Genomic DNA, 25,647 nt, shown 5'->3' on the forward strand with positions numbered 1-25,647 from the left:
CTCCTTTCTTTTCAAGGGTTTCAAGTGTGTAATCGGGTTCGAATCCCCGATGTCTCATTGAACTAAGCACTATCATTTGATAGTGCTTTTTCAATACCTGTATAAAAAATACGGAAGTTACAATTCAGTTTACATATTTAAATATACATACGCGGATATGGCGGAATTGGCAGACGCGCCAGATTTAGGTTCTGGTGTTTTACGACGTGCAGGTTCAAGTCCTGTTATCCGCACTACTGAAAAAGGGACCTGATCGGTCCCTTTTTTCATTCTGCCAATCAAATTGACCCTCGATTCTGTTACTCTTATTTAAATCATTCAGATTTTGCCAATTCTTTGATTTAATTTCTACTTACCCTCTATTAAGTCATACATTTTCAGAGATTTTGTGGACTCCATCAATACTTACTCTTCAGCAAGTCATCCGTAGCCCGCAAATTTCATTGACTCCGCCAACACTTACTTTCCTGCAAGTCACACACAGCCCCAAATTTCGTTGACTCCCCCAACACTTACTTTTCTGCAAGTCACACACAGTCCCAAATTTCGTTGACTCCCCCGGCGCTTATTTTGCTCTAAGTCATCCCCGCGCAAAATTTTTCCGGCAACATAAAAGCCACTCTCCTGCAGTTTCACATTCTTCTGCAGAACAGTGGCTCATTCATCACAAATATCGAATCTCAGCCGACATCTTCCCGCCAGACACCTCCAGAACCGCATAGCTTGGTCTTCTACCATGCTGCCTCGGGTAAGACAGACTTCCGGGATTAATTACAAGCACTCCATCTATTTTCTCAATGACCGGCTTGTGCGTATGTCCGAAAAAGACCGCCTGGCAGTCTCTGGACGCAGCCTCTTCTGCCACACCGGAAATATCCATCGACACGCCATAATAGTGCCCGTGCGTTACCAGCACTTTATTTCCATCGATCTCAATCTCTTCTTCTCTCGGAAGATCCGAAAAGAAATCATTATTTCCCGACACAATGCAGCACGGACATTCCACGAGTGCCTCAATAAAGATTTCCCTGCCTTCCACATCTCCACAATGCACAAACATATCAAACGGTGCTTCATTCATTACCACTTGCTCCAGATTTTCATCACGGCCATGTGTGTCACTGACAATCAGAACTTTCATCGAAGTTCATCCTTAATTGCCCGCAGTGCCTTTCCTCTGTGGCTGATTTTGTTTTTTTCTTCCATGGAAATTTCCGCAGAAGTACAACCATATTCCGGAAGATAAAAAATAGGGTCATAGCCGAAGCCGTTTTCTCCGCTCTCTTTATATCCGATCCGGCCTTCCATCGTTGCGCGGACAGTCTTCATGCTTCCATCGGGGAACGCTGCTGCAATCGCACATACAAATCTTGCAGTTCTCTTTTCATCCGGCACACCTTCCAGTCGTTCGATCAGCTTCGCATTCTTGATATGGTAGGAAGTATCTTCCCCCATATAACGTGCGGAATAAATTCCCGGCTCTTTATTCAGATAATCAATCTCAAGTCCGGAATCATCTGCCAGTACGATCTCACCTGTCATCTCACAGATTGCTTTTGCCTTGATCTGTGCATTCTCCTCAAAAGTTTTGCCATCTTCTACAATGTCTGCATGAATGCCGGCATCTTTTAAGGAAAGAAGTTCGATATCAAGATTTCCAAGAATCTCACGGATTTCTTTCATTTTCCCCTCATTACCTGTTGCAAAAATCACTTTTTTCAATCTTTTTTCCTCCTTGGCGGTTTCGGACCCAAAAACTGGTAGTAATATGTTTTCAGCATTCCATTGTATATCTTACGATTCTTGTCCGCTTTTCTTCCAATATCGTTCTCCGCCCTGTCATAGGATGTGATCAGATACATCGACCATTTATCCAGACGTTTGTAACTCTCCCCGATCTCACGGTAAAGCTGCGGAAGCGCTTCTTTTTCTTCCAGACGCTCGCCATAAGGCGGATTGGTGATAATAAACCCATACGGCTTCGGATGGCTGAGATCCTTCACTGCACGCTGCTGGAAATGGATCAGTCCGTCCACACCTGCCATCTTCGCGTTGGAACGTGCTGCTTTCAAAGCCTCTGCATCAATATCATATCCCTGAATATCTGTCTGAATATCTGTATTGACACGATCCTGTGCCTCTTCAAGCGCATCATACCAGCATTTACGCGGAACCAGATGTTTCCAGTCTTCTGCGAGGAAGGAACGGTTCATTCCCGGTGCCATATCTGCCGCGATCATTGCCGCCTCAATCGGGAAAGTACCACTTCCGCAAAACGGGTCGACAAGGATTCTGTCTTTGTTCCACGGTGTCAGCATGATAAGCGCTGCTGCAAGTGTTTCAGTGATCGGAGCCTTGACAGTCATCTGACGATACCCTCTCTTATGAAGGGAAACACCGGAAGTATCGATGCCGATCGTTGCAACATCTTTCATAAAAGAAACACGGATCGGGAAGCTTGCCCCATCTTCCTGAAACCATGAAATTCCATAAACACTTTTCAGTCTTTCAACAATTGCTTTTTTCATAATGGACTGAATATCAGATGGGCTGAACAGCGCACTCTTCACGGAATTTGCCTTTGCCACCCAGAATTTACCGTCTTTCGGAATATATTCTTCCCACGGGATTGCTTTTGTTTTTTCAAAAAGTTCATCAAATGTGACCGCTTTAAACTCTCCTGCTTTGAGAAGGATCCTCTCTGTCGTACGAAGAAACATATTCGCCTGTGCGATTCCCTCCGCATCGGCAAGAAAAGTTACTTTACCATCTTCTACTTTGCTGATCTCGTATCCCAGATCAAGGATCTCGCGCTTCAGCACTGCCTCCATACCAAAATGGCATGGTGCGATCAATTCCATATATTTCATCCGAGCCTCATTTCTTTGACAATATTTCCGTCAAAATCTTTAATCGTAAAAACTTTATCCTCCAGAACCGCATAAGTTGGCGGATTTCCTTCTTTCGGAATAGATACGGAACCCGGATTCAGAAGGATATAATTCTCTCTCTGCTCTGCTTTCAGCACATGTGTATGTCCATGGATCAGGATATCTCCCGGACAAAACGGCGGAAGATTATTTTCATTATAGACATGTCCATGTGTCGCATAAAAAGTCAGCCCGTCGATTGCCAGAATGCAGTAATCTGCCATCACCGGAAATTCCAGTACCATCTGGTCTACCTCTGCTTCGCAGTTACCACGTACTGCATAGATTTCCTGCTTCATACCGTTGAGCATTTTGATCACTTCTTTCGGAGCATACTCCTTCGGAAGATCATTTCTCGGCCCATGATAAAGCAGATCGCCCAGTAATACCAGGCGTTCTGCCTGTTCTTTTTTATATGTTTCGAGCATTTTCCGGCAGTAATACGCCGAACCATGCACATCTGATGCAAACATGTATTTCATATAAATTCTCCTCTGCTCTGTTGGTTCTGACCCGCACTCTCTGCACGGTCTGCGCCAACAATTATTCTTTACAGTCTACCTTATCATGGTTATCTGGAAATTACAAGATTTCTTCCTCTGTATGCCGCAAATCCGCCTATGACCGACCGTGTTCTATATCCTCTGCGCACAAATTCTCTCGCTGCTGCCATACTCGCACCACCTCTGTCGCAGTAAAAAACAAGCAGTTTCTCTTTTGGAAAATCATATTCCCCCTCCAGTTCTCCATACGGAACATTGACTGCTCCTTTTACATGACTCTTGTTATAAGAGCCTGCATCCCGCAGATCTATAATCAACGCATCCGAACGCCCGACATAATAATCAAGCATCTTCGCAGAAATCGTCTCAATCGGAAACATGACAAACCGTCCTTTTTTATTTATCATATGGCTCCGTCGTTTTATATGTGCCGGTCCGCCCGCTGCCTCAGTCTCTGTCAACCGGTTTTTGCACCCGAAAAAGAGGCCGACATCTGTCAGCCTCTCTAATAAGAAGGGAAAATCTTACCTGCAATTTTCTTTAGTATCTGTCAGAATAATCATCCTGTGTTTTGTCGTATGCATCATATGCACTGGAAGTTTTGTTCTTTGAGCTGTTTCTGGAAGCGTTCTTTGAGCTGTTTTTTCCGCAGTTCTGGCTGTCCATTGCATTTCTGCTGTTGGAAGTTTTATCAGTCGTATAGTTTTTTGCCTTGTTTTCACTCTCATAATTTTTTGCCATTTGTACATTCCTCCTGGTTTATTTTGTAGTGTAACTTCATTACACCAGTTATTGTTCCTCGAACTTGAAAGTTTATTCAAAATTTTACGAAATAATATTAGTCTTTCCAATATTATCTATTTCTGTTTTATATTATAAAATGGCAAAGAGAAAGACCCGGTAGGGGAGCTACCAGGCCTTTCAAGGGGAGTATAAATAATTAAATAAGGGGTTATGTAAAAAAGAATTTTTGAAGGGTAAATTCTTTTTACACTGATGATTATAATATAAATTATTTAAAAAAGCAACAACATTTCGTCAATAAGTTACACTTACTTTTCCAGCCTTTTAATTTAAAAAGTCTAATTTGCCAGAATTTTTCCAGCTGTTTTCTTGATATGCGTCATTAGTTCTCCACCTATAAGTGAAATGAAAAATATAACAACTATTCTACAAAATGTATATGAATAACACCCCAGCGCTGATGATAACCAGTTATGTCCCATAAACAACCGTAAAACAACATATTCAAGCGGATCATGGAACAAATATATATAGAACAGATTTCTTGTAACAATTTTCCAGCCTTTTGTTTTTGTAATATTTTTAAATATCCTTGATAAGATATCTGCCAACAGGAAAGTATGCACAGATCCACAAAGAATAACAAAAAATTCATTAAGAATTCCATATCTTTTGCTGCCAAATTCTATTACCGTCAATATAATATAAGCAAGAACCGTTTTCTTAATATTCCATAATCCGCGTTCCTGACGTTCCTTCTCAAATACAAATCCCAATGCAAACCAGAAGATATAACTCAGTCCGGTTTTCATTTTCAACACATCAAACGGTATATAGCTATATGTCAGCTGTATCAGTCCCGCAATCATCAGCAGTAAATATCTACTGTCACAGCCAAGTTTTATGGTTATTTTTTCTATAAGCACAAAAATAATAAGACACCAGAATAACGCTGTTAAAAACCACAAATGCCCTGCATCCTGACCGGACAAAAGCCCCTGCATAGCCTGCAAAACAGACTCACGACTATAAAAGTGACCAATATATTTGACTGGTAACATAAACAGCCATCCATATACAAAATATGGAATTATCAATCTTTTAATCTTTGACTGAACAACAGCGTCAAATCTTCCCAACGGTCTAAGTGCCAATACAGCACCGGATAACATAAAGAATAATGGCATATGAAATCCATATACCCATCTGGACAAATATCTGAAAAATTGCATTACAGGAGAGTAATATGCGGCATTAATGTTTTCCGGCAACGCATATGCAACACCTCCAAATGTAGTATGGATTCTCAAATAGGCACTATGACCAATAACAACAAAAATTGTTGCAACCAATCTCAGCCAATCATAAATTTCTACCCGGGCACTGCCGGTCCCCCGATTTTGAACTTTTGTTTGAACGCTCATCATGCGCAAATCTCCTTCACAATCTTTAGTATTTGTATACCTTCCTGGCCCTGTCAGACCCATAAATATACACGTTTAATACTATATCATACCCTTCTCATTTTTCAAGAAAAATCCGTCAATAAGTTCCTGCTGATTACCTGTGAACAGCAACTTCCCATAGTGATCTCGCTGTGTTATAATTATCTGGAATTTGAGTTTATCTGCACTCAGCAGATAAGAAAGCGAGGGTAAAGTGGAGAGAAAAATCATCCAAGTAGAGGACAAAGTACCTGTTAATCTGTTGATTCCCCTAAGTATCCAGCACATGTTTGCCATGTTCGGCGCCTCTGTTCTGGTTCCGTTTATGTTTGGGATCAACCCGGCCATCGTTCTTCTGATGAACGGTGTCGGAACACTTTTATTTATTCTTATCACAAAGGGCAAGGCACCTGCATATCTGGGTTCCAGTTTTGCATTCCTGTCACCGGGACTTCTGGTTGCATCAAAATTCGGTTTTCAGTATGCGCTGGGCGGTTTTGTGGTTCTCGGTATCTGTGGAATGATCGTTGCGCTGATCATCCGTCAGTGTGGAACGAACTGGATCGACATTGTTCTTCCGACCGCAGCTATGGGACCGGTTGTTGCACTAATCGGTCTGGAACTTGCCGGAAGCGCTGCCAGCACAGCCGGTCTTCTGGACGAAAGTATTGATATGAAAAATGTGATTGTATTTCTGATCACACTGGGAGTTGCTGTATTCGGCCAGATCCTCTTCCGCGGTTTCCTGTCCGTTATTCCGATCCTGATTGCAATCATCGCAGGTTATGTTGCCGCAGTTGCATGTGGCATTCTTGATTTCACTGCAGTAAAAGAAGCTGCATTTTTTGCACTTCCGAATTTTCAGGCACCGAAATTTAATCTGGAAGCAATCCTTACCATTCTTCCGGCACTGCTTCTTGTAACTTCCGAACACATCGGACATCAGATCGTAACAAGCAAGATCGTAGGCAAAGATCTTCTGAAAGATCCGGGACTTCACCGTTCTCTTTTTGCAGACTTCTTTTCCACTACACTTTCCGGATGTCTCGGTTCCGTACCGACTACAACATACGGAGAAAACATCGGTGTCATGGCAATGACAAAAGTCTACAGTGTACAGGTTATCGGAGGCGCTGCAGTTCTTTCCATCTGCTGTTCCTTCCTCGGCAAACTTGCCGCCCTGATCAACACGATCCCGGGACCTGTTATCGGCGGAATTTCATTCCTGCTGTATGGTATGATCGGAACTTCCGGTCTGCGTATGCTGGTTGACAATCAGGTAGATTACAGCAAATCCCGTAATCTGGCGCTGACCTCTGTTGTTTTCATCGTCGGTCTTTCCGGAATCGCACTGAACCTCGGAAATGTCAAGCTTACCGGAATGGTTCTCGCATGTGTGGTTGCCATGATCCTTAGCCTTATTTTCTATATTCTTGACAAATTACATCTTACTAACGACTTATAATTGGAGCAAAAAATGAAATCGTATCATCAGAAATTTATATCCGATCATCCATATGAATCCGTACCAATGGCGGAAATCTCCGGATTTCCCGTACGTCCGGGTATCTATGATCTGAACGGAGCCACTCCGCTTCAAAACGGAGTGAATTTTACTATTCATACCTGCGGCGGAACTTCCTGTGAACTGCTTCTGTTCCACCGCGCACAGGAAGAGCCTTTTGCCGTCATTCCATTCCCGGATGCCTACAAGATCGGTGATGTCTATTCCATGATCGTCTATGGGCTCAATATCGAAGAATTTGAGTATGCATATCGTGTAGATGGTCCTTATCGTCCGGAAAAAGGGCTTCTCTTCGACAAAAACAATATCCTTTTGGATCCTTATGCAAAAGCTGTCGCAGGACAGCGTACGTGGGGAATTCGCTGGGATCACAACTATCATGCACGAGTTGTCCGCGACCGTTTTGACTGGGGCGATACTCCACAATCAAAAAAAGAGCTCTGCGACCTGATCATCTACGAATTACATGTGCGTGATTTTACACATCATCCGTCTTCAGGTGTCAAACACAGAGGTACTTTTTCCGGTCTGATGGAAAAAATTCCATACCTTAAAGAACTCGGGATCAATGCAGTAGAGCTCATGCCGATCTTTGAGTTTGACGAAACCATGAATTCCCGTACTGTTGACGGCAAACAGCTTCTCGAATGCTGGGGCTACAATACAGTCGGATTCTTTGCACCGAACAGCAGCTATGCGGCAGCCAATGAGCACAACCAGGAGGGCACTGAGCTTAAGACGCTGATTCGTGAGCTTCATGCCAACGGTATTGAAGTCATCCTGGACGTTGTATTCAACCATACCGCGGAGGGCAACGAAAAGGGCAAAACCATCAGCTTCAAGGGACTGGACAACAACATTTATTACATGCTCACCCCAGACGGAAATTATTACAATTTCAGTGGCTGTGGCAACACTCTGAACTGTAACCATCCGGTTGTTCAGCAGCTCATTCTGGAATGTTTACGCTACTGGACGATCAACTATCGTGTCGATGGTTTTCGTTTTGATCTTGCAAGTATCCTCGGACGAAATGAAGATGGTTCACCAATGAACAATCCTCCACTTCTCCGTACTCTTGCAAACGATCCGATCCTCAGCAATGTCAAGCTGATTGCAGAAGCGTGGGATGCCGGCGGACTTTATCAGGTAGGAAGTTTCCCTGCAAGCGGCCGCTGGGCAGAATGGAATGGCCGTTACAGAGATGCCCTTCGAAGTTTTCTGAAGGGTGAGTGCTGGAATGCGTGGGATGCCGCATGGAGTATTTCCGGATCCGGAGATCTCTATGGAGGATTTTATGATCATAATCACAATAATTATGCCGGTTATAATTCCTGTGTCAATTTCCTTACCTGCCATGACGGATTTACGCTTTATGATCTTTATTCCTATAATGAAAAGCACAACGAGGCAAATGGCTGGAACAACACCGATGGTGCTGACGACAACCGGAGCTGGAACTGTGGTGTGGAAGGTGACACGGATGATCCGGAAGTGCTCGCACTTCGCAGCCGTATGATCCGCAACGCCTGTGCTGTACTGATGTGCAGCCGCGGAACGCCGATGTTCCTTTCCGGAGATGAATTCGGCAATACAAAATTTGGCAACAACAACAGCTACTGTCAGGACAATATTACTTCCTGGCTTGACTGGCGAATGCTGGAAAAGAATAGAGATTTGTTTGAATTTTTCAAATTTATGATTGCATTCCGTAAACAGCATCCTGTCATCCACAAACAGCTTCCTACTTCTGTCTGTGGCATGGATCCGATCCATACACACAATGTAAATGCTGATAAGACAGATATTCCGCGTGATGCACGTACATTCTGTGTAAGCTTTGCGGGATATGATAAGGAAAAAGGACACGATGATCTGATCTATATTGCGGTCAATACTTTCTGGGAGGATGTTACGATTACTCTTCCGAATCTTCACGGACGTGGTGCATGGCATCTGAATGTCAACACTTACGGTGACGGCAATGGCAAATACTGCTATCCTGATGAGGAAGCGGCGCGGATCGATCACAGCTTTGTGATGAGACCGAGGAGCGTGGCTGTGTTTACAGGGAAAGATTATTAGGACCTGTTTCCGGAAATACAGCCTTCATGGTGTAGTATTCGATAAAGGGCTATAAACAATATAACTCTGCACAAGATATGCTGACGGCTTCAGAGTCCGGAAGTACTAATGATATGTTCTGTCTGCTAAATACATGCATCAAAAATATATAACTCGCTGACGCTCAGACAATATATTTTTGATATATAACGCAGACATTCCATCTCAAAGTACTTCCATGAACTCTTGCAGAAGTCAGACAATCTTTGTGCAGAGTTTTTGTTTTACAGCCAGTTATCGAGAAATCTCCACCATCCTCCCTGTATTTTCGGAGCCTCAGGGAAGCCCCGGGGCCGCGTTCCGCTACCCAGATAAAGTCCGGGAAAACCTGATAGATAAAAAGAAAGACTCCAGCGTGCGAGCTGCATGTTAGTATCCTCTGGAACTGGCTCGCTTGAAAAAATTCGTCCAAGTATCGGAAGGTACAGGTTTTTGCGTTGATACAGAAAATGCTGCTGTCTGAGCGACAGCGAGTTCAGCACTTTTCTGTATCGTTTTTAGCAAAGTTCTGTACTTCCTGATACTTTAGAATTTTTGATTTGAGCCAGCTCCAGAGGATACTTCACATGCAGCCCTCCTCCTGGAATCTTAACTTTATCCCTTCGCTTCTCACCGGGAAACCTTTATCATTTTTTTATCTGTCCATAATAGGCATTCGCACCATGTTTTCTGTAGTAGTGTTTGTCCTGCAGTTCCTGCGGTGCCGGTTTTACCTGCGGATTGATCAGTTCACAGCGGCATGCCATCTTCGCCACTTCCTCAAGCACAACTGCATTATGAACCGCCTCGTGTGCATCCTTTCCCCATGTAAAAGGACCATGATTCTTGCAGAGCACTGCAGGAACAGCTTTATAATCAAGATCTTTAAAATAATCTGCGATCAGCACGCCTGTATTCTTTTCATACGCTTCTTCGATCTCATCCCTTGTCAGATTCCGCACGCACGGAACTTCTCCGTAAATATAATCTGCATGGGTTGTGCCATAGCACGGAATTGATCTTCCTGCCTGTGCCCAGCTCGTCGCCCATTCAGAGTGTGTATGTACGATTCCGCCGATATTCGGAAATGAATTATAAAGAACCACATGGGTTGGTGTGTCTGATGACGGATTATATTCACCCTCGACTTTGTTTCCATTCAGATCAACAACCACCATATCTTCCGGTCTGAGTTTATCATATTCCACACCACTCGGCTTGATCACGAACAGTCCCTTTTCACGGTCAATGCCACTGACATTTCCCCATGTAAAAGTAACCAGTCCGTATTTCGGAAGATCCATGTTTGCTTTGTAAACTTCTTCTTTTAATTTCTCAAGCATTTATTTTCTCCTTTACAAAGAACGTAAATCGCCATTCATTTCTTTCACAGCAACTTACGTTCTTAATCTTCATTTTGTCTTATTACCAGATTGTTGATTCTACCGCTGCTCTCTCGATCGGCAGTCCCTTCAGATATCTGTCCATAAATTCATTAAATCCTTTGACACCTTCCGGTTCCGGATCCAGTGTGCTTCCTTCATTTCCTGCAAATACACGGTTGTCCAGGAATTCATCCAGAGTCTCGCCTTCCTTCCTGTCCACAAGGTAAGCAGCCAGAAGCGCAATACCCCAGGCACCGCCCTCACCTGCTGTTGACATAACAGATACCGGTGCATTCACTGCATCTGCAAGAATCTGCTGTCCTACACCTTTGGTCTTGAACAGTCCGCCGTGTCCTAAAAGTCTGTCGATCTTGACATGCTCCTGATCGATCAGGATATTTAAACCTACACGCATTGCTCCGAGACAGGTATAAAGATTCGTTCTCATAAAGTTTGCAAGCGTGAATTTGCTTTCAGGAGAACGTACAAACAACGGTCTTCCTTCTTCAAATCCTGTCATATGCTCGCCTGAGAAATAGCAGTAGGATAAAAGTCCGCCACAGTCCGGATCACCCTCCAGAGCTTTATTATAAAGGGTTCCGAACAGTTTATTCATATCCACTTCCATACCCATTGCTTCTGCAAATTCTTTAAATACATTTACCCATGCATTCAGATCAGACGTACAGTTATTGGAATGTGCCATGGCAACTGCATCACCGGCCGGTGTCGTTACCATATCGATCTCTTTGTATGGTTTGGAAAGTGCTTTTTCCAGAACGATCATTGCAAATACAGAAGTACCTGCGGAAACATTACCGGTACACTGTTTTACACTGTTGGTTGCCACCATACCGGTTCCTGCATCACCTTCCGGCGGGCACATCGGAATGCCTGCTTTGAGTTTGCCTGTCGGGTCAAGGAATCTCGCACCTTCTTCAGTCAGAGTACCTGCATCCTGTCCGGCAACCATGACTTCCGGCATAATATCACGAAGTTTCCACGGGAATCCATAAGGCTCTACCAGTTTGTCAAATTTCTCAACCATCTCCTGGTTGTAATCTTTTGTCGTGGAGTCAATCGGAAACATACCTGCCGCATCACCAATACCAAGAACTCTTTTTCCGGTCAGCAAACGATGTACATATGCTTCTAATGTGCACATATAATCAATGTCTTTTACATGCTCTTCTCCATTCAGGATTGCCTGATACAAATGTGCAATACTCCATCTCTGTGGAATATTATACTGGAAAAGTTCCATCAGCTTTTCAGATGCTTCTCCGGTAATATTATTTCGCCATGTGCGGAACGGTACCAGAAGCTTTCCTTCTTTATCAAACGGCATGTAGCCATGCATCATGGCACTGATTCCAAGTGCTCCGACGCTGGTAAGCTCCACGTCATATTTTTCCTTTACATCCTTCACAAGGTCGCTGTAACAGCCCTGCAAACCTTTGTGGATATCATCCAGAGAATATGTCCAGACACCGTTTTCGTAGCGGTTCTCCCAATCATAGCTTCCGGATGCGATCGGATTGTATTTATCATCCACCAGAACTGCTTTGATTCTTGTAGATCCGAACTCGATTCCAAGCGCTGTTTTGTTATTTAAAATTGCTGTCTTTGCTTCATTTACACTCATTTTGTAAATCCTCCCGAATGTTTTGATTGTCACATCCGCTTTGTTATTACTGTCCACTTCATTCGCAGTAACTCTTTATTTTCTGAATACAAGCTCATTCCATCTCAGCTCATTCTTGAAATTGCGGATAGTCGTATCTTTGTCAATGTAGACAGCTTCAATTCCCATTGCAGCAGCCCAGTCACCCATCTGTTCTGCTGTAAGGTCATAGGAAAATGCAGTATGGTGAGCACCGCCGGCAAGGATCCATGCCTCAGCTCCTGTTGCCAGATCCGGCTGCGGAGTCCAGAATGCGCTTCCTACCGGAAGTTTCGGCATCGGTTTTTCTGTCTTCCTGCACTCAACATCATTGATGATCAGACGGAATCTGTCACCAAGATCGATCAGAGAAGTTGCAATTGCCGGGCCTGTCTTGGAGGTAAACACCAGTCTTGCAGGATCCTCTCTGTCACCCATAGAAAGCGGGCATACTTTGATACCGATCTTACCGTCAGCGATGGTCGGGCAAACTTCCAGCATATGTGACTGAAGAATGCCTTCCTTACCCGGAACAAGATTGTATGTATAATCTTCCATGAAAGAAGTTCCCTTCGCATCCTTCACACCTGCAGTCATGATTTTCATCAGACGTACCATTGCCGCTGTCTTCCAGTCACCTTCGGCGCCAAATCCATATCCCTTCTCCATGAGCCGCTGCATTGCCAGTCCCGGAAGCTGCTGTAAGCCGCCAAGATCGCCGAAATGAGTAACGACTGCCTGGTAATTCTTTTCTTCCAGAAATCTCTCAAATCCGATCTCAATTGCTGCCTGTACTGCTACATGACGTTTGAATTCTTCCGGGTCTCTGCCCTCAAGAAGAATGTCATATTTATTATAATATTCTTCGACTAAAACATCAATATCGCCTTTTGAAACATCCTTCACATAATCACACACTTCATTGATCGGATAAGCATCGACTTCCCATCCGAATTTGATCTGTGCTTCTACTTTATCACCTTCGGTAACGGCTACGTTTCTCATATTATCGGCAACACGGCATACGCGGATATGACTGCTTTCCATGATTCCGACTGCGGTACGCATCCAGGATGCCAGTCTCTCCTGCACTTTCTTATCAGCCCAGTGTCCGACGATTACTTTTCGCTCGATTCCCATACGGGTAACAATATGACCGTACTCTCTGCCACCATGTGCAGACTGGTTCTCATTCATGAAGTCCATGTCGATCGTATCATATGGAATTTCCTGATTAAACTGTGTATGCAGATGGCACAGTGATTTTCTGTATTCTTTCAGTCCGAGGATCCATGATTTTGCCGGTGAGAAGGTGTGCATCCATGTGATAACACCGGCACACTCTTCGTCAGCATTTGCCTCGTTGAATGTTTTACGGATCAGTTCATTTGTGATCAGTGTCGGTTTCCATACCAGTTCAAACGGAAGTGCGCCGGATTTGTTCAGTTCTTCCACAATAATTTTGGAATGTTCTGCTACTTTTCTTAAGCACTCATCTCCATAAAGATCCTGTGAACCTGTGCAGAACCAGAATTTGTAATTTTTTCCTGTAAGCATAATTCAAGATCCTCCTGTTTTCATATACTGCCATTTTAGGTATGCTATCATTCCTGACAGCTCGAGTACATTGTATTTTTTTAAGAATATTCTAATTTTCTAATATCTCACTATTTTTTCTTTTTCGCAGATGCCAGTACAGACTGGATAACAATGAAGAAGCAGAGCAGTGCGGAAAGTACGATTCGTACCCACCAGCTTGATAAAGTACCCTGAGCAGTGATCAGACTGGAAATCGTTCCTTTGATCAGTACACCGAACATAGATCCGATTGGGGTACCAACACCGCCGGAAAGAAGTGTTCCACCAATAACTGCTGACGAGATTGCATCCATTTCAAGGCCTTTTGCCTGCTCTACGAAACCTGCGCAGCTGTTCAGGCAGAAAAGGAATCCGCCGAGGCCTGCAAGAAAACCATCCAGTACATAAGCGCGGAACATTGTTTTCTTTACATCAAGGCCCATCATAAGAGCACTTTGTCTGTTTCCACCGATTGCATACAGTTTACGTCCGAATTTAAAATATTTCAGAAGGATTGCAATGATCAGAACTACAACAATTGCGATCACAACTGTCGGCGGTATATATGCCGGGATAAATTTTCCTTTTTTGTTTGTGGAGCCAAATGGCATATAGAATCTGTAATTTGCCCATTTCAAAAATAATTCATTCTTAATGGAAATCATATCGGTGCTGATGATTGCTGTCATGCCACGTCCGAAGAACATACCTGCGAGTGTTACGATAAATGGCTGGATACCCATATAGGTTACCAGGAATCCCTGTACGATACCAAAAGCAAGACCGATCAAAAGTGCTGCAAGTACCGCAACATATGCGCTTACCCCTTTGTTTTCCATAAGGTCTGCCATAACCATGCAAACAAGCGCTGTTACGGAACCAACAGAAATATCAATACCACCTGTGATCATAACGATCGTCAGTCCACAGGAAATTACAAGAAGACCTGCGTTAGATACAAAAAGATTCAGAAACATCTGCGGTTTAGCAAAACCTTTGTCTGCAAAAATCACCATACCTGCTGCATACATAACGAAAAACAGGACAATTGTGATCAGCAGCAGAAATCCGGTACTTGTCATTTTCTTTCTCTGTTTCATTATTTCTGACCTCCTTCTGCTGCAACGGAAACTTTTTTGCTTCTGTGGCTTTCTACGAATCTCTTAAATACATCACTCTGTAAAGTAACAATGATAATAACAACGATTGCCTTGTAAACAGGAAGCTGATCAGCTTTTACATTCATTGCATACAGAGTAGTTGTCAATGCCTGGATTGTATAAGCTCCAATTACGGAACCAATCAGGCTGAACTTACCGCCACCGAGGAAGTTGCCGCCAAGTGCAACAGCAAGGATGGCATCCATTTCAAGGTTCAGTCCAATATTATTTGCATCTGCAGAATAGATACGGCTGGATGCTACGAGACCGGCGATTCCTGCAAGCACACCGCAGATCACATAAGTCAGGAATTTAATCATGGTGGAGTTCAGACCTACCAGTCTTGCCGCCTTACCATTGATACCAACACTTTCGATATAAAGTCCGAGAGCTGTTTTTTTCAAAATCAGAGCTACGATCACAACAGTTATGATTGCAAATAGTACCGGGGTCGGAACCGGGGATTTACCGATATATCCACCTGCCATCTGGAAAGACGGTACACGGATATAAGTAATCTGTCCGTTGGTAACAAGCTGTGCGATACCACGTCCTGCAGTATAAAGGATCAGAGTTGCGACCATCGGCTGAATGTTCAATTTTGCTACAAGCAGACCGTTGAATGCGCCGCACAGTGCAGAAGCAAGAAGCGCTGCCACAACTGCAAGAATAATAGAATTCTGATAAGCTGTTACAGAAGATGCTCCACCTGATAAAATCTGGCAGCACACAGCTGCTGCAACTGCCATAACCGCACCAACACTGATATCCTGTCCACCGGATGCCGCCGTAACAAGCGTCATACCAACAGCAAGAATAACAAGTTCTGATGCTCGGTTGATAACGTCGATAACATATCCGTAAAGAACGCCATTTCGAATTGTAATATTAAAGAAATCCGGTGTTTTGATCACATTGATCAAAAGAACCGCAATCAGACACACGATAGGAAGAAAAAGTCTCGCATGTGTGATCTTTTTTAATCTACTGTTATTCATTCTTATCGTCACCTCCTGCAATTGCTTTCATGATGTTGCTCTGTGAAAGCTCACTTTCTTCCAGTTCGCCTACTTTTTCTCCATCACGGAGAACAGCCATTCTGGAACACGTACGAAGCATCTCTTCTACTTCTGATGAGATAAAGGTTACTGCCATTCCCTGATCTGCCAGATCAAGCACAATCTTCTGTATTTCTGTCTTTGTACCAATATCGATTCCTCGTGTCGGTTCGTCCAGAATCAGATATTCCGGATTTGTCAGAAGCCAGCGTCCAAGGATAACTTTCTGCTGGTTACCACCGGAAAGACTCTTGATTGGAGTTTCACGGCTTGCTGTCTTGATCTGCAGCATATCAATATACTTATCTGCCGCTTCTTCCATCTCTTTGCGACTCATCGGATGGAACATACCTTTCTTTGCCTGCATTGCAATAATGATATTTTCTCTTACAGAAAGATCTGCAATAATTCCCTCTGCCTTACGATCTTCCGGAAGGTATGCCATGCCAAGTTTCATCGCATCCAGAGGACTGCCTATTTTTACTTCTTTTCCGTTTACTTTCAGTGTACCGGAATCTGCTTTATCTGCACCGTAAATGGAACGAACCAGTTCAGAACGTCCGGATCCAAGAAGTCCGGTAAGTCCGATTACTTCTCCTTTATTTATCTTAAGGTCAAACGGTTTGATCGTTCCTTTATGCCCGATACCCTTTGCTTCAATAACAGGTGTATCTGAGAAGACTTTTTTATCTTTATGGTCTCCCTTGATATCTGCCAGATCATCAAAATCTTTACCCATCATCTTGGCAACCAGCATAACTCGCGGAAGATCTTTCGTTTCATATTCTCCTACAAGTTCTCCGTTTCGAAGGACTGTGATCCTGTCACAGACTGCATATACCTGTTCCAGGAAATGTGTGACAAAAATAATTCCTACGCCTTCACCGCGGAGCCGGCGCATCAGTACAAACAGTTTCTCAACTTCTTCATCATCCAGAGAGGAAGTCGGCTCATCCAGAATCAGTACTTTACATTTCATATCAACAGCACGCGCAATCGCGATCATCTGCTGAATTGCCACAGAGCATTCATCCAGCATCTGTGTCGGCGGAACATTGATATTCAGACTTTCCAGAAGCTTTGCAGAACGTGCATTCATTTCCTTCCAGCTGATCATTCCCGCCTTATTACGCGGTTCACGTCCAATAAACAGATTTTCCGCAACGGTCAGGTTCGGACAGAGGTTTACCTCCTGATATACGGTACTGATACCGTTTGCCTGAGCCTCCTGCGGCGAGTGATTGATGATATCTTTATTTTCACCATTCATATGAATGGAACCACTTTCGAATTCATGTACACCGGTCAGAACTTTGATCAGTGTTGATTTTCCGGCTCCGTTTTCTCCCATCAGTGCATGGATTTCACCTTTTCGAAGTGTAAAATCCACATGGGAAAGGGCACGGACACCGGTGAAATTTTTACTTATATCACGCATTTCCAAAACAATGTTTTGTTCCATTTTCTTTCCTCCATTCCCTGTTTTCTTTCATTTTTCCATTTATTTTGCCTGTTTTTGAGCGCAAAAGGGGCGTGGCCCATAAAATCCTTCTAATCTGGATCCTGTTCCACGCCCCGGGCTCATTACTTATAACTATGCTTCAGTTTAATTTCAAGTTATTCAAGATTAGTATGCACGTCCGTCGATAATTTCCTGAGTGATCGGTGTGATGTCATAATCTGTTCCATCGATTGTAACTTTTGTTACAGTATCGTCAGCTGCAAATGCAACTTCATCCACATATGCCTGTTTGTCAACATCTTCGCCGGCTTCCAGTTTCTGGATGATTTCTTCTACACGTGGTCCGTGAAGTGGGTTACACTCTGTATCACATGTGATCTCGCCGGAAAGTGTCTGTGTAAGACCTGCGTTTGTTGTATCGAAAGACATTACAAGAATCTGGCCTTCTTCGCCGCCAACTTCGTATCCTGCTGCTTTGATTGCATCGATTGCGCCGAATGCTTCATTATCGTTCTCGCAGTATACAACGTCGATGTCATCACCACTCTGTTTCAGGATAGATTCCATAACTTCCTGTCCTTTAGCCTGTGTGAATTCACCGGACTGCTGAGCAAGTGTTGTCCAGTTGTCATGAGCTTCTACAGCTTCATCAAATCCTTCTGTACGTCCGATCTGAGCAGATGCTCCGATGGTTCCCTGAATATCAACAAGATTGATTTCTTCATCGCCGCGACCTTTTGCTTCCAGATATGCATCCAGCCATGCCATTGCTTTCTGACCTTCAAGTTTGAAATTAGATCCTACCCATGCGGTGTAGAGACTGTCGTCAGATACATCTACCATACGGTCAACGATGATAACCGGGATTCCTGCATCTTTTGCTTCCTGAAGAACGGTATCCCAACCGGTCTCAGTTACAGGTGCAAGTACGATATAGTCAACTTCCTGCTGAATGAAGTTACGGATTGCTGTAAGCTGATTTTCCTGTTTCTGCTGCGCATCATCAAAGATCAGCTCATATCCGTTTTCTTCTGAGAAAGTAGATTTCATGGACTCTGTGTTTGCAGTACGCCAGTCAGATTCTGCTCCTACCTGTGAGAAACCAACTGTAATTGTGTCGTCATCCGCTGCCATTACGTTCACTGCGGAAAGTCCTGCAAGCATTGATACTGCCAAGAGTGCTGTCACCATTTTTTTCTTCATTTTGTAATCCTCCCTTTACATTTGTTCGTGTTTTTTAATATGGTTTTATTATAGCAATTTGTTACGAAAACTCCATGGATTATTTTCGGAAAAAAGTTCATACTTTTATGCTTTTATCTGTCATGATTTTAACAGGTTGATTTTTTTACGATTTCGGTTGAATATTTTTTCCAAGGCGGATCTCCACGGTAGTACCAATACCTTCTTTAGAAGAAATCGTCATTCCATACCCCGGTCCATAGTACAAAGCAATTCGTTCTGCTACTGCTGCAAGCCCGAATCCGGCTCTTTCCCCTGTCCGTATTGATTCCTGTACTTCGTGAAGACGCTCCGGTGTCATTCCCTGTCCGTTATCACTGACTGTAAGAACAATTGCGTTCTCTTCTTCCCTGCCGGTTATCGTAATCTTACCTTTACCACGGCGATTTTTTATTCCATGATAAAGGGCATTTTCTGCCAGAGGCTGAATAGAAAGTTTCGGAACCTGTATTACATCCATTTCTTTTGGTATGGACAATTCAAATTCCAGAATATCATGATAACGGAACTGCTGAATTTCCAGATAACTCAACGTGTGTCTTTTTTCTTCCGCAAGAGGAATGATGTCATTTCCCTTCGAAAGTGATGTGCGGAAGAAAATAGAAAGACTGGAAATCATCTTCACGGCATCGTCCGTCATTCCACCTTCGATCAGCCACACGATCGTATCCAGAGTATTATAAAGAAAATGCGGGTTGACCTGTGCCTGGATAAGCTGGAGTTCCGTCAGATGCTGCATTTCTTTTTCCTGACGGACATTTTCCAGAAGTCCGCTGATTCTGCGTGCCATCTTATTAATGCCCTGATCCAGTTCCTCAATCTCTATAATCTCCGCCGCAACCGGAAGAACGTCGAAGTTTCCACGTCCGACCTTCTTTACCTTATCCAGCATCTCTGTTACCGGGCGAATGATTCCACCAGTCAGACGGAATGATCTTCTCATCAGGATTCCCAATGTTGCCATCAGCAATACCGCCATCCCCGATATCAAAATCTTAACTCGGCGTGTAAGATTCGTCTCAACCTTTACGAGATACATAGATTCATTATAGATATAATTCTGCATCTCCTGCATGATCAACCCTGTGATGATACGAATGTTACTGTCCATGAATTCCATTCGTTTATCATATTCTTTGATTGCCATCAACTGGAGCATTCTCTTTTTCAGATTATCCAGATATGCATCCAGACTGTTCAGACATTTTACGCCACTGGCATGGTATGTATTCTGACGCAACTTTTTCATAATCTGCTGCGCATCTTCCACCTGTCCCACAACATCATCCAGTTCACTTGCCTCTTTTGAGCCGATTGCCAGATAATACATTTCCAGATCTAGTTCATCCTTGAAACTCAGATTAAATTTACTGCTGACCGCCAGATTCTCCGACAGCTTATTATACTGCCCTGCATACTGCCAGAAGATCACAAGCAGAATAACCAGCAGACAGGCCATTGGAATCATCGTACTGAACAGAAGTCTGTTCATACGTTTCTTAAGTCCCATCTGCTTTTTTCTTTTCCGGGGTACTCCTCTCATGCTTTTTCCTCCCGGGCTTTTCGATATTCACTCGGAGTCATACCCTGTGTTTTCTTGAAAAGGTAACTGAAATAATGTGCATCCTTATATCCGACTTCTCCTGCAATCTCGCTTGAACGCATGCCCGTGCAGCGTAAAAGTTCCTTCGCCTTGTTCATACGAAGAGTAGTCAGATATTCAATAAACGTCTGTCCCATATTCTGACTGAACAATGCACTGAAATGATTGGAACTTACATTTGCCACATTCGCAGCTGTATTAAGCGAAATGTCTTCATCCATATAATGTTCATCAATGAAATCCACCGCAGTCTTCAGAATGCTTCGATTCTTATTACCGGAATTCTGATCCCGGATCGTGATAGCCTGAGAAATCATTTTTTTCGCGTATGTAATAGCACTTTCTATGTTTTTTCCACTCTCTGCCAGAATTTCCTCTGTATTTTCCGGTTCCATTTCTTCTGTGTCACACCCCAGACTTTTCAGAAAAGAGAGCACCGAAAAACGTACATTCAGAATGACATAATTTCGGAATACAAGTGATTCCATCGGCTCCTGCCCAATTGCATAAAAATAGTCCTTTACAAAGTTTTCGGTTTCTTCCTGAAGACCATTGCTTAAAAACTTCTGCAAAATAGCCGGATTCAGTGCATTAACATCTACGTTTTTCAGATAAGCATTATCATTTGTATCTGCCTGACCACTGCGATGCTCCATCAGTTCCATCTCATCATAGTAAAGAATATTTTCACCATACAGATATCTCTGGGAAAAAGCTCTGGATGCACTGTGGTAACTCTTTTGCAGCTGACTCAGACGCTCTACCGATTCTCCGACAGCAACAAACCATTGCCTTTTTTGTTCTTTCCGGTCAAGAATCTTTTTGATTTCATCAATGCAGCTCCTGGTATTTTCATCAATTGTTTCTTTCTGTCCTTTAATCAGGACACCATAAGAAAAAATATTGCAGCGAAACAGCATTGCCGAAGTATTATCGGAAAAAAAATCTTCCAACATTTCCAGTGACTCTGCCTCCCACTCGGAATAGCCTTCCTTCTGACCTGAAAAATCCTCCTCGGAATTCATCGTAAAAATCAGGATGTTATATGCCTCTGCTACAATATCCAGTCCCAGTTTCTCAGCTTTTTTATACACTTCCATCATATCCATGGAACCACATACCAGTGCTTCAAAAAAATCCCGGTTGCTGTTTTTCTCATAAACCTGCATTTCTCTCTGAAATTTCTCGTAGTATTCTTTCTGTGTCTTTTCGTGTTCGTAACGGCTTCGTATCTCGGAAAGACGCTCGATCAATGCATTCTTGGTAATCGGTTTCAGGAGATATTCCTCCACTCCGATGCTGATTGCCTGTTTCGCATAATTAAAATCGTCGTATCCGCTAAGAATCACGATCTTAAGTTCCGGAAGTTCTTTCTTTGCCAGCTTTGCAAGCGTCAGTCCATCCATGAACGGCATTTTGATATCTGTGATGAGAAGATCGGGTTTCTGCCTGATCAGTAATGGAAGTGCCATCTCTCCATCCGCGGCTTCTCCCACAAGTTCAAACCCCAGTTCTTCCCACGGAATCATACGTTTAATAGTCTCTCTTACAATGACTTCATCCTCTGCCAGAAAAATTTTTAACATTACTCCACCCCTCTTGTTGCTTTTCATTATATAGAATCTCTGCTATATACTATACCAGTTCCTTTTTTGTCAGACAAGTTCCTTTTTTGTCGCAATTTTGCAGTATTGTTTTTAGAAAAATTTAATACTTCAATCTCTTTGCCGGTGTGGATATGTGTGGTATGATATTGCCAATCTGAAAAAGGGGTGTAAATCCTGATATAAATTTGTTTCATATGGAGATAAATGATGAGTAAAACAGAATTTCTTGATATTTTATATAATCAGCTTTCCGGTCGGATGCCGGAAGGAAATGTTGCTGCACATGTGCAGTATTATCGCAATTATATCGAAGATGAGCAGCAAAAAGGCCGTACTGAAACTGAGGTCTTAAGTGAGCTCGGTGACCCACGCCTGATTGCCCGGACGCTTCTTGATACAGAAGTCGGTGCCGGCAATCCGCAGAACGGAAGCACATATTCTGCTATATACAATGAAGCAGATTCCTATTATAACAAATATGACAGCTCCGATTCCGCCCGGGGGCATGTTAAGAAGCACAGCTTTAAGCTGGATCTTTCCACATGGTACGGTAAAGTTGCTGTCATTTTGATTGCTGCTGTCGTATTACTTCTGCTGGTCACGATTCTCGGTGTCCTGATCCCGGTTATGATCGTTGCCGGTGTGATTATGTATATCGTTTCCCAGTTACGTAAACGATAGTTTCTTATGCTGTTTTCTTTGTCATAAAGGATACGAATCTTACACGCTGATCCATCTTGTCGCCGATCATTCCGATTACTTTTCCCATGGTAAATGCGGCAAGGATCGTACCGATTCCGAGTCCGTCCAGATGTCCGAGGATACTTAAGGTCATCAGTGCAGTTACTGTAAGACAGGTAACATCATATCCTATCTTGATTCTGGAGTATTGTACTTTCGTGATATCTGCCAGCTCTCTCGGGAACAGGTCTGTCGGAATGATCGGCAGGCCGCAGCGGTTGGAAAGTGCGATTCCGATGCAGAGAAGCAGATAACTGATAATGAAATAAATGACCCGGTATCCGATTGCTGTCGGCAGCACATTAATCCACATCTCATGTACATCGAGCATTTCGCTGAATGCAAATCCAACAACAAAACTGAAAAGATACGGTGCGACAAATTTCTTTCGCATGATCATCAGGGATAATACCAGCAGTCCCTGGAAAATATAGGTCCAGGTGCCGAGGGAAACCTTCGTAAATACTTCTGAGAATGCATATGGTACGCTGGAGATTGCAGAAATTCCGGATCCGGAATACAGCATCAGCACAACGCCCAGACTGTTGATCAGTACAACCACCAGCAATGCCAGCTCACCCCGCAGCACCGGCAGATCTTTTTTCTTTTGTGTCTCGTTTTTTTCTGTCAATTTATATTTCCTCCGTAATAATTGATTTTCACCCTGCCTATCTTAGCACCCTGGCATCTGTTTTTAAAGAGGAAAAATTTTTTAATCTAATTCTGCACGTATAATATCACTGATTCTTACCATTTCTGCTGCCTTTCTCTGTCTGACAGGTATCTTATCCTGCCTTATATAATATAAAAACCGACCTGTATTTTCTGCTTTTATTGTAGCGAATACCTGTCGGTTTTTATATCTTTATTTTGTTGTTTTTGTATTTATCTTATCGTTTCATCGCCTCACGGATACACATCTCAATGTAATCCTCTCCAAACGCTGTATTCACTGTCAGATCAAAGTTCCCTGCTGCGCCCCAGATACGCCCCGTATAATAGCGATAATTATCTGCGCGCCATTTATCTTCCTTCTGGATTTTCTGTCTTGCATCTTTTTCAGAGAGATGCAGACGTTCCATAACACGTTTCATTCTGTTTTCCATTGGAGCAGAGAAAAAGACTCTCAGACAGTTACGGTTATCCCGCAGTACATAATCCGAGCAGCGACCTACGATCACACAGTTTCCTTTTTCTGCCAGTTCTTTTACAACTTTAGATTCTGCCTCGTATATTTTATCCTTCGGTGCTTCCTCGTCTGCCTGCGCATACATATACATCTGATTCACAAGATCATACAGGAAACTGCTGGTCATCATTTCTTCATTCTTCTGAATAAATTCCGGTGTATACCCTGTTGTTCCGGCAGTCATCTCAATAATTTCCTGATCATAAAAAGCATATCCGAGTTTTTCTGCAAGTGCTTTTCCAATGTCGTGGCCGCCACTTCCGAACTGTCTGCCGATCAGAATTACATTACGCTGTGCAGCATGCACTGATTTGCTGTCAGCCTGCACTTTGTCTGTACTTTCTGCATTCTCTCCGACATATTCTTCCGGGAACAGCATCGGTTTTACAAACGCAAGTTTTTTACCTACCACTCTCGCGATAAATCCAACCAAAAGTGCCGCAATGATCGTACCTTCACGCACTCCGTTAAGACGTCCGGTAAATACAAATGAAAGGATTGCTGCGATCACTGACATTGACACATCAAAACAGATTTTTGTCGTTCCGAAGTTTGTCTTCCATGTCAGAACAATTGCACGGACAAAAGATTCGCCCGGCAGCATGACAACATCCGCCAGCACTTCCATATATACACCAAATCCAAGGATCAGACATCCGATCAGCAGATAAATGATCTTCATGATATATACCTGTGGATTTACCCATGCAAACAGAAGCATCGTCAGATCAATAAAATATCCGAAGATGATGGAAACCGGAATCTGTAATACGTGTTCCAGCTTGAAGTTTTTGCGCAAGATCAAAAGCTGCAGTAAGATCAGAAATATACTGAAAAATATTGTAAAGTTTCCAAGTGTAAACGGAAAGCTAAGACTCAGTACATATGGAATTGATGAAATTGGCGATGTTCCAAGGCTTGCTTTCGTGATCAGGCTGACACCGAGCGAGTTCACAAAAAGCCCGATCAGAAAAATCACATATCTTTTTAGTTTGTTCATTTGTTACTTTCCTCTTTCCCTGTATGTTCACAGCCTGTCTCAGACAGGTTCTTATAAATTTTATGATAAACCGCCATAAAAGCTTCTGCTTCTTCCGGCGAAATATCTTTCCAGGCAGTCGTTTCAATTTCCCTGAAAACTTCCTCAACCAGTTTCTGGCTTTTTTTTCCAGATTCAGTCATAAAAATATGAAAGGTTCTCCTGTTGCCATTGAGCATCCGACGTTCAATCAGATTTTTTTCTTCCATACGATTCAGGATTGAGGTCAGTGATCCGGCTTCTATTAAACATCCGGCTGCGATCTCCTTCTGGCTAGCACCGTCATGATCTTTCAGATAATCCAACACTTTGGGCTGTCCAAGCGTAAGCCCCGAAGCTTTCACACGCTCCAGCAATCGCTTCTGGATCAGCATCTGATTTGCCATTGTCAGATAATGCAATGATGTATCCATATCATTTTCCCTTCCTTTCGGGCAAAATAAAATAGTTATAATTCCAAACGTTAGAATTATAACTATTTTATATAAAAATGTCAAATGTATTCATTTCCGAAGGTTTTCCCTCTTCCACCACATATCCGTCTGCCATAAAAATAACCCGGTCCGCCACATCACGGGCAAATCCCATCTCATGAGTGACTACGATCATTGTCATACCCTCTTTTGCCAGATCTTTCATAACATTTAAAGTTCCGTTTTTCGGATCAACG

Annotated in this window: 22 protein-coding genes, 1 tRNA gene and 1 pseudogene; 4 read left to right on the plus strand and 20 right to left on the minus strand. The window is 43.1% G+C overall.

All coding sequences use genetic code 11. The annotated features are described in order from the left end of the window. The first annotated feature begins 151 nt into the window (after positions 1-151). Positions 152-233: transfer RNA gene (locus DWW86_RS11645), tRNA-Leu, on the plus strand. Between the two features lie 431 nt (positions 234-664). On the opposite strand, the gene DWW86_RS11650 is transcribed toward DWW86_RS11645, so the two are convergent. The 7 genes from DWW86_RS11650 to DWW86_RS11680 all read right to left on the minus strand — a co-directional run bounded on the left by DWW86_RS11650 (position 665) and on the right by DWW86_RS11680 (position 5,604). Beyond that, positions 665-1,141 (minus strand): metallophosphoesterase family protein, encoded by a 477-nt coding sequence (locus DWW86_RS11650; RefSeq protein WP_117943278.1) that lies wholly within the window; start codon positions 1,139-1,141, stop codon positions 665-667. After that, positions 1,138-1,722: an XTP/dITP diphosphatase gene (locus DWW86_RS11655; RefSeq protein WP_117943280.1), complete on the minus strand. Its 585-nt coding sequence runs from the start codon at positions 1,720-1,722 to the stop codon at positions 1,138-1,140. Before DWW86_RS11655 ends, DWW86_RS11650 begins: the two co-directional genes overlap by 4 nt. Continuing rightward, a complete protein-coding gene (locus tag DWW86_RS11660) occupies positions 1,719-2,870 on the minus strand; it encodes a THUMP domain-containing class I SAM-dependent RNA methyltransferase (RefSeq protein WP_117943282.1) in 1,152 nt (383 codons plus the stop codon). Before DWW86_RS11660 ends, DWW86_RS11655 begins: the two co-directional genes overlap by 4 nt. Beyond that, positions 2,867-3,412, minus strand: coding sequence for a phosphodiesterase (gene yfcE / locus DWW86_RS11665; protein WP_015543265.1), 546 nt, complete (start codon positions 3,410-3,412; stop codon positions 2,867-2,869). The genes DWW86_RS11660 and yfcE overlap by 4 nt, the downstream gene beginning before the upstream one ends. Before the next feature lie 89 nt (positions 3,413-3,501). After that, positions 3,502-3,840, minus strand: a complete 339-nt coding sequence (locus DWW86_RS11670) for a rhodanese-like domain-containing protein (protein ID WP_083585600.1) — start codon at positions 3,838-3,840, stop codon at positions 3,502-3,504. Between the two features lie 133 nt (positions 3,841-3,973). After that, positions 3,974-4,174 (minus strand): hypothetical protein, encoded by a 201-nt coding sequence (locus tag DWW86_RS11675; protein WP_072522938.1) that lies wholly within the window; start codon positions 4,172-4,174, stop codon positions 3,974-3,976. A gap of 341 nt (positions 4,175-4,515) precedes the next feature. Continuing rightward, on the minus strand, positions 4,516-5,604 hold the full coding sequence (locus DWW86_RS11680) for an acyltransferase family protein (RefSeq protein WP_072522937.1): 1,089 nt from the start codon (positions 5,602-5,604) through the stop codon (positions 4,516-4,518). Between the two features lie 232 nt (positions 5,605-5,836). Between DWW86_RS11680 and uraA the strand changes: the two genes are divergently transcribed. Together uraA and DWW86_RS11690 are read left to right on the plus strand one after the other, a co-directional pair. After that, entirely contained in the window at positions 5,837-7,087 is a 1,251-nt protein-coding gene (gene uraA, locus DWW86_RS11685; protein WP_072522936.1) for a uracil permease, read from the plus strand. A 12-nt stretch (positions 7,088-7,099) separates the two neighbouring features. Further along, on the plus strand, positions 7,100-9,232 hold the full coding sequence (locus DWW86_RS11690; protein WP_117943286.1) for a glycogen debranching protein: 2,133 nt from the start codon (positions 7,100-7,102) through the stop codon (positions 9,230-9,232). A 665-nt stretch (positions 9,233-9,897) separates the two neighbouring features. Here the strand turns inward: DWW86_RS11690 and DWW86_RS11695 are convergent. The 9 genes from DWW86_RS11695 to DWW86_RS11735 all read right to left on the minus strand — a co-directional run bounded on the left by DWW86_RS11695 (position 9,898) and on the right by DWW86_RS11735 (position 21,987). Continuing rightward, positions 9,898-10,593, minus strand: coding sequence for an L-ribulose-5-phosphate 4-epimerase (locus DWW86_RS11695; protein WP_117943288.1), 696 nt, complete (start codon positions 10,591-10,593; stop codon positions 9,898-9,900). Between the two features lie 82 nt (positions 10,594-10,675). Then, positions 10,676-12,280, minus strand: a complete 1,605-nt coding sequence (locus DWW86_RS11700) for a xylulokinase (protein ID WP_117943290.1) — start codon at positions 12,278-12,280, stop codon at positions 10,676-10,678. A gap of 75 nt (positions 12,281-12,355) precedes the next feature. After that, positions 12,356-13,855, minus strand: a complete 1,500-nt coding sequence (gene araA, locus DWW86_RS11705) for an L-arabinose isomerase (protein ID WP_117943292.1) — start codon at positions 13,853-13,855, stop codon at positions 12,356-12,358. 110 nt (positions 13,856-13,965) lie between these two features. Continuing rightward, positions 13,966-14,976, minus strand: a complete 1,011-nt coding sequence (locus DWW86_RS11710) for an ABC transporter permease subunit (protein ID WP_015543258.1) — start codon at positions 14,974-14,976, stop codon at positions 13,966-13,968. After that, positions 14,976-16,034, minus strand: coding sequence for an ABC transporter permease (locus DWW86_RS11715; RefSeq protein WP_117943294.1), 1,059 nt, complete (start codon positions 16,032-16,034; stop codon positions 14,976-14,978). The genes DWW86_RS11710 and DWW86_RS11715 overlap by 1 nt, the downstream gene beginning before the upstream one ends. Then, on the minus strand, positions 16,027-17,556 hold the full coding sequence (locus tag DWW86_RS11720) for a sugar ABC transporter ATP-binding protein (RefSeq protein ID WP_117943296.1): 1,530 nt from the start codon (positions 17,554-17,556) through the stop codon (positions 16,027-16,029). Before DWW86_RS11720 ends, DWW86_RS11715 begins: the two co-directional genes overlap by 8 nt. 165 nt (positions 17,557-17,721) lie before the next feature. After that, on the minus strand, positions 17,722-18,759 hold the full coding sequence (locus DWW86_RS11725) for an ABC transporter substrate-binding protein (RefSeq protein ID WP_015543255.1): 1,038 nt from the start codon (positions 18,757-18,759) through the stop codon (positions 17,722-17,724). A 145-nt stretch (positions 18,760-18,904) separates the two neighbouring features. Then, positions 18,905-20,341 (minus strand): sensor histidine kinase, encoded by a 1,437-nt coding sequence (locus DWW86_RS11730; protein ID WP_117943298.1) that lies wholly within the window; start codon positions 20,339-20,341, stop codon positions 18,905-18,907. Next, positions 20,338-21,987 (minus strand): response regulator, encoded by a 1,650-nt coding sequence (locus tag DWW86_RS11735; protein ID WP_117943300.1) that lies wholly within the window; start codon positions 21,985-21,987, stop codon positions 20,338-20,340. Before DWW86_RS11735 ends, DWW86_RS11730 begins: the two co-directional genes overlap by 4 nt. A gap of 228 nt (positions 21,988-22,215) precedes the next feature. On the opposite strand from DWW86_RS11735, the gene DWW86_RS11740 reads away from it, so the two are divergent. After that, positions 22,216-22,689, plus strand: a complete 474-nt coding sequence (locus DWW86_RS11740; protein ID WP_117943302.1) for a DUF1700 domain-containing protein — start codon at positions 22,216-22,218, stop codon at positions 22,687-22,689. 4 nt (positions 22,690-22,693) lie between these two features. On the opposite strand, the gene DWW86_RS11745 is transcribed toward DWW86_RS11740, so the two are convergent. From DWW86_RS11745 to DWW86_RS11760, 4 genes and pseudogenes are all read right to left on the minus strand, one after another. Next, entirely contained in the window at positions 22,694-23,380 is a 687-nt protein-coding gene (locus tag DWW86_RS11745) for a DUF6198 family protein (protein WP_117943304.1), read from the minus strand. 259 nt (positions 23,381-23,639) lie between these two features. After that, positions 23,640-24,938 (minus strand): cytidylate kinase family protein, encoded by a 1,299-nt coding sequence (locus tag DWW86_RS11750; RefSeq protein ID WP_117943306.1) that lies wholly within the window; start codon positions 24,936-24,938, stop codon positions 23,640-23,642. Then, the gene (locus DWW86_RS11755) at positions 24,935-25,390 is read right to left on the minus strand and encodes a MarR family winged helix-turn-helix transcriptional regulator (RefSeq protein WP_181985349.1); all 456 of its coding nucleotides are present in this window, start codon (positions 25,388-25,390) and stop codon (positions 24,935-24,937) included. Before DWW86_RS11755 ends, DWW86_RS11750 begins: the two co-directional genes overlap by 4 nt. A gap of 67 nt (positions 25,391-25,457) precedes the next feature. Next, positions 25,458-25,625: pseudogene (locus DWW86_RS11760) on the minus strand (peptide ABC transporter ATP-binding protein); the annotation flags it as partial. Positions 25,626-25,647: the final 22 nt, after the last annotated feature.

The sequence above is a fragment of the Ruminococcus sp. AF17-22AC genome (genome assembly GCF_003460065.1).
In the GTDB taxonomy this organism is placed as follows: domain Bacteria; phylum Bacillota; class Clostridia; order Lachnospirales; family Lachnospiraceae; genus Blautia_A.